The 8,810-nt window shown below is 61.9% G+C and carries 10 protein-coding genes; 3 read left to right on the top strand and 7 right to left on the bottom strand.

The window, feature by feature from the left end; genetic code table 11:
- The 7 genes from ACRC1E_RS03270 to ACRC1E_RS03240 form a co-directional block, all read right to left on the bottom strand.
- Window positions 1–1,174: class I SAM-dependent methyltransferase (locus ACRC1E_RS03270; protein ID WP_438513679.1), on the bottom strand; the 1,174-nt coding region annotated here is incomplete at its 3' end.
- A gap of 94 nt (window positions 1,175–1,268) precedes the next feature.
- A complete protein-coding gene (locus tag ACRC1E_RS03265) occupies window positions 1,269–2,114 on the bottom strand; it encodes a sulfurtransferase (RefSeq protein ID WP_438513678.1) in 846 nt (281 codons plus the stop codon).
- Window positions 2,115–2,173: 59 nt separating this feature from the next.
- Entirely contained in the window at window positions 2,174–2,554 is a 381-nt protein-coding gene (locus tag ACRC1E_RS03260) for a diacylglycerol kinase (RefSeq protein ID WP_438513677.1), read from the bottom strand.
- Window positions 2,555–2,556: 2 nt separating this feature from the next.
- Complete coding sequence (locus ACRC1E_RS03255) at window positions 2,557–3,594, bottom strand: FAD:protein FMN transferase (RefSeq protein WP_438513676.1); 1,038 nt, start codon at window positions 3,592–3,594, stop codon at window positions 2,557–2,559.
- Window positions 3,591–4,538: a glutathione synthase gene (gshB, locus tag ACRC1E_RS03250; RefSeq protein ID WP_438513675.1), complete on the bottom strand. Its 948-nt coding sequence runs from the start codon at window positions 4,536–4,538 to the stop codon at window positions 3,591–3,593. Before gshB ends, ACRC1E_RS03255 begins: the two co-directional genes overlap by 4 nt.
- A 68-nt stretch (window positions 4,539–4,606) precedes the next feature.
- Entirely contained in the window at window positions 4,607–5,887 is a 1,281-nt protein-coding gene (gene gshA / locus ACRC1E_RS03245) for a glutamate--cysteine ligase (RefSeq protein ID WP_438513674.1), read from the bottom strand.
- A gap of 79 nt (window positions 5,888–5,966) precedes the next feature.
- On the bottom strand, window positions 5,967–6,926 hold the full coding sequence (locus ACRC1E_RS03240) for a carbohydrate kinase family protein (protein WP_438513673.1): 960 nt from the start codon (window positions 6,924–6,926) through the stop codon (window positions 5,967–5,969).
- Window positions 6,927–7,072: 146 nt separating this feature from the next.
- Here ACRC1E_RS03240 and ACRC1E_RS03235 point away from each other — a divergent pair, with 146 nt between their 5' ends.
- The 3 genes from ACRC1E_RS03235 to ACRC1E_RS03225 all read left to right on the top strand — a co-directional run.
- The gene (locus tag ACRC1E_RS03235; protein ID WP_438513672.1) at window positions 7,073–7,525 is read left to right on the top strand and encodes a TlpA family protein disulfide reductase; all 453 of its coding nucleotides are present in this window, start codon (window positions 7,073–7,075) and stop codon (window positions 7,523–7,525) included.
- A gap of 28 nt (window positions 7,526–7,553) precedes the next feature.
- A complete protein-coding gene (gene bioD, locus ACRC1E_RS03230) occupies window positions 7,554–8,180 on the top strand; it encodes a dethiobiotin synthase (RefSeq protein ID WP_438513671.1) in 627 nt (208 codons plus the stop codon).
- A gap of 28 nt (window positions 8,181–8,208) precedes the next feature.
- A partial coding sequence (locus ACRC1E_RS03225) for an aminotransferase class III-fold pyridoxal phosphate-dependent enzyme (protein ID WP_438513670.1) occupies window positions 8,209–8,810 on the top strand: 602 nt, incomplete at its 3' end.

Below are 8,810 nucleotides of genomic sequence, written 5' to 3'. Positions count from 1 at the left end.
TGCGATACAGATAGCCCCAGTCGCGCGGCAGGGCATTGTTATTACCCTTGGAGACCAGCAGCTGGTGGATGTCGAGGTCGCCGCCACGAAAGGCGGCCGAGCTGCCGCGCAGATACATGGTCCACATGCGTACGAAGCGTTCGTCGAACATCAGCCGGACTTCATCCTGCACCGCCAGAAAACGCGTCAGCCACAGCTGCAGGGTACGCGCATAGTGCAGGCGCAGGCTTTCCATATGCACCAGCTTCATACCGTGTGCCGGCAGTGCCGACACCAGCGTCTCCGGCGCCGGGATATGACCGCCCGGGAAGATGTATTTCTCTACCCACGGGTTGGTTTCGCGGCTCTCGGGGCCGGTAATGGTATGCAGCAGCATCAGCCCGCCCGGCGCAAGCACACTGGCGGCACGGGCAAAGAAGTCGTGATGGTGGCCGCGACCGACATGCTCGAACATGCCGATACTGACAATGCGCTCAAACTGCTCGTGCTGCCCGTCCAGATCGAGATAATCCATCAGCCGGATGTCTACCCTGCTGGCGAGCCCCGCCGCCCGGACCCGCTCGCGGGCGCCATCATGCTGCTCGCGCGACAGGGTAATGCCGACCACCTTGGCACCACGCCGTGCCGCCGCCATCGCCATTTCGCCCCAGCCGCAGCCTATATCCAGGATACGCATCCCCGGGCGCAGGGCCAGCTTGTCCAGGGACAACGCAATTTTGTTATGTTGTGCGGTCTCCAGGCTGTCGTCAGGCAAGCGAAAATAGGCACAAGAATAGGTCAGACTCGCATCCAGCCACAAACGGTAGAAGTCGTTACCCAGATCGTAATGGCGACGCACATTGTGCTGCTGACGCTCGCGCCGCGCCTGCAGCCGCTCGCCTATCCAGCCCAGCGCCCGCGAGGCACTGCGCCGAAACAAGGTGTCTTCGCTCATGACCATCGCGCCCAGCAAGGCATCCCACGAGCCATCGATCTCGAGCACGCCGTCCATATAGCACTCCCCGAGATAGACAACGGGGTCCTCCAGCACAACAGGCGGAGCCCGGGTAAAGCTCAGCACGAAGGCCGCCTCCCCGCGCGGGCCGTAATGGACGGTTTCGCCATCCCAGTAATACACGGCAAAAGGCGCACCCTGCACCCCAGAGAACACACGCGCCAGAACCTGCTTGATCATACCGACCTCCGCTCACCACATCACGCTTCACCCAACCGGTTTAGCGCGTGCATCGCGATAACGCCAGCCGCCATGGCGGTAAGCGGCAGGCGGATCAGGTGCCGCTGCTAACAGGACGCGCCGGATCGCTACACCATTCGCTCCACGAGCCCGGATACAGCCGGCTGCCGCCAAGACCCGCATGTTCCATCGCCAGCAGGTTGACGCAGGCGGTCACGCCGCTGCCGCACTGGTGTACGACCGCACGGCTATCCGCCGGCAAGCCGGGCATGGCACGCCATTGGCTCGCCAACTGCGCTGCCGGCAGATAGCCGCCATCCGGCCCCAGATTATCCAGAAAGCAGCGGTTCAGCGCGCCGGGAATATGACCGCCAACCGGGTCCATACTCTCGCCCATACCGCGAAAACGCTCGGGGCTACGGGCATCAACCAGCACAAAATCCGGCTGCGCCAGATTGGCCAGCACCGCATCCACGTCAACGATCGCATTCAATGCGGGAGCGGGCTTAAAACGACAAGGCTGGGGCAAGGGCACCTCCTCGGTCAGGCTGAAGCCGGCCTGCTGCCAGGCGGCGACACCCCCGTCGAGCACCGCCACGGCAGCATGCCCGAGACGACGCAGCAAAAACCAGGCACGCGCGGCAAACATGCCGCCGGCGTCGTCATAGGCAACAACCTGGATATTTTCACCGACACCCAGCGCGCCCAGACGCGCACCCAGCGCGGTGCTGTCCGGCAAGGGATGGCGGCCGTTGCGCCCGTTTTTGGGGCCGGACAGATCGGCATCCAGATGCAGATAGTGTGCGCCGGGCAGATGGCCGGCGGCATAGGCGCGTGCGCCATAGCCGGAGTCGGCCAGCTGAAAGCGGCAATCCAGCAACAGGGTGTGTGCAGGAGGCAGGGCGGCCAGTTCGCTGGCCGAAATCAGGGTGGTGTGCATGGCAGGCTTTCGCGGTCTGAATCCGCCTAGGCTAAGGCCATGCCATACGATTGACAAGCTCAGCCCAGCAGGATCAGCCCCCACACCACGGCCAGATTGCACAGGCCGAGAAACTGAGCGGCGCTGCCCATATCCTTGGCGCGCTTGGCCAGCGGATGGCGCTCAAGCGAAGTGTGGTCGACAGCCGCCTCGATCGCCGAATTGAACAGCTCGATAATCAGTGTCGCCAGCGTGGCGGCAATCAGCAGCACCCGCTCGACCGTACCCACGTCCAGCAGGCAGGCGGTCGGCACCAGCACCAGTGCCAGCAAGCTCAGTTGGCGAAAGGCATCTTCATGCACCCAGGCGGCCTTGAAGCCGGCCATCGAATAGCCGAAGGCATTGAACAGCCGGCGCAAGCCGGTTTTTCCCTTGTACGGGCTTGTTTCCTGAGACTTCATGGTTATTCCAGCAAGGTAATCTGTTGCGGCTTGGTCAGCCAGTGTAGGCGTTGCGACAGCGAAGGGCTGATCCACGCCCGCCCCGCCTCGTCCAGCAGCAGGATATCACGCACGCCCATGCGTCTGGCGTAAGCGGCCGCATGGGTGGGGCCGGCAAGATAGAGCGGTTTGCTGGCCACATCCGACACCAGCCCGGCCTCCGGGCCCGCCGGCGCAATCACGGTGGCGGCCTGCATGCGGCAATCGGTATTGCCGTCGCGCGGATCGATCAGGTGGCAGTGGCGCTGGCCGTTCAGCTCGAAATAGCGCTGATAGTCGCCCGAAGTACCGATAGCCTCACCATCGGCCAGCTCCACCATGGCCAGCGCCTCGTTCTTGCGCGGATGCTGAATGCCGACACGCCAAGGCTCGCCGTCCGGCTTGCTTCCCAGCGCCATCACATTGCCGCCGATATTGATCAGGGCAGACGTCACGCCCGCCCCCTGCAGGCGGGTGCGGGCCCGGTCCAGCGCCCAGCCCTTGGCAATCCCCCCCAGATCCAGCACCAGCGCCGTGTTGCGGCTACTGACCTTCGCGCCGTCAAAAACCAGGTCGGACATGGCGGGGCGGGCCGCAAGCAGTGCCTTGATGCGGGCAGGCTCAGGCGACACCGGCATATAGCTGTCGGCATGAAAACCCCACAAGCCGATCAGCTGGCCGATGGCAGGCGAAAACAGGCCGCCGGACGCCGTTTCGTAATACTGGCCGCGCCGCAGCAAGGCTTGCACATCGGGGGCAACGGTCGCGGCTTTGCCGGCAGCAAATGCCGCATTCAGCGCCATCACTTCGCTGCCCGCCTGCCACGCATGCAGCCGGCTGTTCAGCGCATCCAGATCGGCCAGCACCGCCGCAACCGCCGGCTTGGCGCGAGCCTCGGGCAAGCCGGCGACGCTGATCTCGACCCGGGTACCGAACACATAACTTTCCTGCCGGTAAGGTGCGGGCTCGCGGCTGCATGCCGCCGCGAGAAACAGCAAGGCCGGCAGCAGAACCCGCCTCATACGCCGCCTGTGGCGCGCTCCAGCGCATCGATAAACAGGCCGGCCACATTGATATCGGTCTGGTCCATGATTTCACGGAAGCAGGTCGGGCTGGTGACATTCACTTCGGTCAGGTAGTTGCCGATCACATCGAGGCCGGCCAGCAGGATGCCGCGGCGCTTGAGTTCGGGTGCCACCGCAGCGGCGATCTCGCGATCGCGTGCCGACAGGGGGCGGGCTTCGCCGCGACCACCGGCGGCCAGATTGCCGCGCGTCTCGCCGGCTTGCGGAATACGCGCCAGCGCATAATCGACCGGCACACCGTCTATCACCAGAATTCGCTTGTCGCCATCGCGAATTTCGGGGATATAGCGCTGTGCCATCACCGTGCGCTTGCCCTCGTGGCTGATACTTTCCAGAATCACGTTCAGGTTGGCATCCTCCGGGGTGACACGGAAAATGCTGGTACCCCCCATGCCGTCCAGCGGCTTGACGATCACGTCCTGATGCAGGCGCACAAAGGCCTTCAGCCGCGCCATATTATTGCTCACCATCGTCGGTGCGATCAGCTCGGGGAAATTCAGGATCGCCAGCTTCTCGTTAAAGTCGCGCAGCGCCTGGCCGCTATTGAAAATCCGCACGCCCTCTTTTTCCGCCAGCGAAAACAACTGCGTGGTGTACAGGTATTCCAGATCGAACGGCGGGTCCTTGCGCATCACCACTGCATTGAAAGCGGCCAGCGGCTGGCGCAGCTTGCTGTCGCAGCGGTACCAGCGTTCCTCGTCGCTAATCAGCGACAGATTGCAGGCATCAACCAGCAGGCGCCCGCCCTCCACCGAAATATCACCGGCTTCGGCAAAAGACAGCGCGTGACCACGGCTGGCCGCCTCTTCCATCATGGCGAAAGTGGAGTCCTTGTAGATTTTGAAGCTGGCAAGCGGGTCGGCAATAAACAGGATGCGCATGGAAATGCTCCGTAAATTCGGATAAAAAAAGCCGGTGACGCATCACCGGCCCTCAGGCAATACGGAAATCAGGCGTCCGGATCGGTGGCTTCCAGCTCCAGTGCCGAAGCCAGCAAGGCCAGACGCGCGATCACGCCATAGGCGTAGAAGCGGTTGGGCGGACAATCCGGCTCGCCCTGTTTGTCCGGCAGGCATGGGCACTCGAACGACAGCGGGACGAAGTGCATGCCCGGCGCGTTCAGGTTTTCATCGATGCCGCGTCCGGTATGCACGCGATAGAAGCCGCCGATCACATAGCGGTCCATCATGTAGACCACCGGTTCGGCGACTGCCTCGTTGATGCTCTCGAAGGTATAAACACCTTCCTGCACGATCACTTCCGAGACTTCCAGCCCCTCCTTCACCACCGACATCTTGTTGCGCGCCTTGCGGTTGAGGCCGATCACCTCCTCCGCACTTTTCACCGACATGATGCCCATGCCGTAGGTGCCGGCATCAGCCTTGACGATGACGAACGGCTCCTGGGTAATGCCGTATTCGGCATACTTGATGCGGATCTTGTCCAGCATCTCGCCCACGGTACGCGCCAGCTCTTCCTCGCCCTGACGCGAATGGAAATCCAGATTCGAACACTGGGCAAAATAAGGGTTGATCAGCCACGGATCGATAGAAATCAGCCGGGCGAAGTCATTGCACACCTGATCATAAGCACCGAAATGATGGGTCTTGCGCCGCACCGCCCAGCCGGCATGCAGCGGCGGCAGCAGTGTCTGCTCCAGATTCTGCAGCAGTGCCGGAATGCCGGCTGACAAATCGTTATTGAGCAAGACCACGCACGGATCGAAACCATCGGCCAGCCGCAGGCGATTGCCCTGACGCAGGATGGGTTCCAGCACCAGCTTGTCGCCATTGACCGAGGTCAGCTCGACAGGCTCGGTCACCTCGGGGTTGAGGCTGCCCAGACGCACCTTGAGCCCGGCCTGGCCGAAAATATGCGCCAGCGTGGCGACATTCTGCAGATAGTAGGTGTTGCGGGTATGGTTTTCCGGGATCAGCAGCAGGCTGCGCGCTTCCGGACACACCTTGTCCACCGCACTTTGCGCGGCCTGTACCGCCAGCGGCAGAAACTCCGGATTCAGGTTATTGAAGCCACCGGGGAACAGGTTCATATCGACCGGCGCCAGCTTGAAGCCGCTGTTACGCAAGTCGACCGAGCCGTAAAACGGCGTATCGTGATGCTGCCACTGGCTACGGAACCAGTGTTCGATCTGCGGCTGTGCCGCAATGATGCGGCTTTCGAGTGCCAGCAACGGGCCTTTGAGTGCGGTCGTTAAATGCGGTACGGGCATAACATCCCCAATGGTCAATCAAATGTAATCAATTGATAGTGGGGACAGCAGCCCCCGGATTCAAGCAGCAAGACTGGACTCAGACCTTGGCTGCCGGCAACGGCAGGTCTTCATTGTAATTGCGCTGATACAGCACACCCAGGCTCTGCCAGTCGAAGAAATGGTTTTGCGGGCCGTTATGCGTCACCTTGATCGCCCCGATCACATTGGCCAGGCGCCCGGTCACCTTCCAGTCGAGGCCATGGCGGATACCGTAGAGCAGGCCGGCACGGAAGGCATCGCCGCAGCCCATGGGATCGACCGGCGGCGCATCCATCTGCACGCGCGGAATCAGGTGCACACTGTCATCGACGTAGATTTCGGCCCCCTTGGAGCCACGGGTGATAATCAGCGCCTTGACCTGCTGCCTGAGCTTGTCCAGCGTCAGGCCGGCACGTTCGCGTATCAGCTCGCTCTCGTAGTCATTGATCGCCACATAGCTGGCCTTGGACACCAACTCGCGGATTTCATCGGCCGACAACAGCGGCAACTCCTGACCCGGATCGAAAATAAAGGGAATGCCGGCCTCGTGCAGCTCCTGCGCATGCTGCAGAAAAGCGGCACGGCCGCCCGGCGACAGGATGGCAATATCCACCGCATCCGGCACATCGGCAATATGGTTGCTGTTGCCGAAATCCATCGCCCCCGGATGAAAAGCCATCAGCTGGTTGCCGTCGCAGTCGGCAATGCCGAAGCACTGCGGGGTATACTGGCCGCGTATCACCTTGACGAAGCGTTCATCGATACCGAAATTTTTCAGATGCTGGCGGTAAGGGGCAAAGTCCTCGCCCACCGCGCCCATCAAAATGGGCTTTTCGCCGAGCATGGCAAGACTGTAGGCGATATTGCCAGCCGGACCACCGAACTCGCGGCGCATGGTCGGCGCCAGAAAAGTGGTCGAGATCTTGTGCAGCTGATCGGGCAGAATCTGGCTATCGAAACGGTCTTCGAACGAAAACAGGGTATCGTAGGCAATCGCCCCGCAGACAAGGATGGCCATGCTCACTCCAGAGCAAATGTAATCGCGGATTTTAACACGGAATAATTCCACCCATCAGCGCACAAGGGGTGGCAAGACACCAGACTCTCAACAAGATATACATGATGACTGTAAAAACTGCCCAGTTATTCCTAGTTGCAATACTGATGTCCTTTTCTGTATCGGCCAGTGCGCTGGCCGGCAGCAGCAATCTGGATCAGACCCGCTTCTCCAGCCTGAACGGCAAGAGCCAGACGCTGGCGCAATGGCGCGGCAAAGTGGTGGTAGTCAACTTCTGGGCGACCTGGTGCGCGCCATGCCGCGAAGAGATGCCGATGCTGGATGCGCTGCGTAGCCGCTGGCGCAATCAGGGGGTCGAAGTCGTCGGCATTGCGCTGGATCAGCCGGTCGAAGTGCAGAATTTCCTGCGCAGCCTGCGCATCGGCTATCCGGTATTGCTGGGCGACGCCGACACCCTGGGCCTGATGCGCAGTCTGGGCAATAGCACCGGCGGCCTGCCCTTTACCGTGATACTCGACCGTCAGGGCAAGGTCGTCGCCCGCCTCACCGGCAAGCTCTCCGAACAGAACCTGAGGCAGGCGGTAGAGCCGCGCCTGTAAGCCTTTCCGCCACGGAATTAGGATCATCATGACTCAAGGCTATTTCATCACCGGCACCGATACCGATTGCGGCAAGACCCACAGTACGGTCAAGCTGATCCGCACACTGCAGGCCGAAGGCAAACGGGTGCTGGCGATGAAGCCGGTCGCCTCCGGCTGCATCCGCGCAAACGACGGCACGCTAATCAACGACGATGTCGAACGCCTGATTGCCGCCACCGCCCAGCAAGACCGTGCGCTGATGTCGCCCTACCGCTTCGAGCCGGCCATCTCGCCGCATATCGCCGCCCGCGAAGCCGGTATCGAAGTGTTGCTGACCACCATTTGCCAGCACTACCGGCAGCTGGCGGCCGATGCCGACGTGGTGCTGGTCGAAGGCGCCGGCGGCTGGTTTGCTCCGCTATCCGACCGGATAACCATCCAGGATCTGGCGCAGGCGCTGCAGCTGCCGGTGATTCTGGTGGTGGGCATGAAGCTGGGCTGCATCAATCATGCGCGGCTCAGTGCACAGGCCATCGCCACCGCCGGCTGCACGCTGGCCGGCTGGATTGCCAACCGTATCGAGCCCGAGCAAGCGCGCTACAGCGACAATCTCGCCACCCTCAAGCAGCAATTGCCGGCCCCGCTCCTGCTGGAGTTACCGTGGGAAGGCTGAACCTCCCTTCATATTGCCCAAAACGACCATGACCCTGAATACCGACTGGCTGAACCGCAGCCGCGCCGCCGTCTGGCACCCCTGCACCCAGATGAAACGCCACGAAACCCTGCCCATCGTGCCGATTGCACGCGGTGACGGCGCTTATCTCGTCGATTTTGACGGCAAGCGTTATCTCGATGGCGTGTCCTCGTGGTGGGTCAACCTGTTCGGCCACAATGAGCCGCGCATCAAGGCCGCCATCAGCCGCCAACTGGATCGGCTCGACCATGTGATGCTGGCCGGCTTTACCCATCAGCCGGTGATCGAGTTATCCGAACGGCTGGCGGTACTATCAGGCCTTGGGCACGCGTTTTATGCGTCGGATGGCGCCTCGGCAACCGAGATCGCGCTCAAGATGAGCTTTCATTACTGGAAGAATCTGGGGCAGGATAAAAAACAGCGCTTCGTCAGTCTGGAAAACAGCTACCACGGCGAAACCGTGGGCGCATTGGCCGTCACCGATGTGCCGCTGTTTTCAGCGACTTACGCGCCGCTGGTCAAGAATGGCTGGCGCGTGCCCTCGCCCGATGCGCGCGGGGCGCAGGCTGGCGAATCGGCACGCGATGTGGCGCTGCGTGCGGCGCAATC

Origin of the sequence: Craterilacuibacter sp. (assembly GCF_051659485.1) — a bacterium.
Taxonomy (GTDB): Bacteria; Pseudomonadota; Gammaproteobacteria; order Burkholderiales; family Chromobacteriaceae; genus Craterilacuibacter.
Note: the sequence above shows the minus strand (reverse complement) of the source record. Positions and strands in the feature narration are given on the sequence as shown.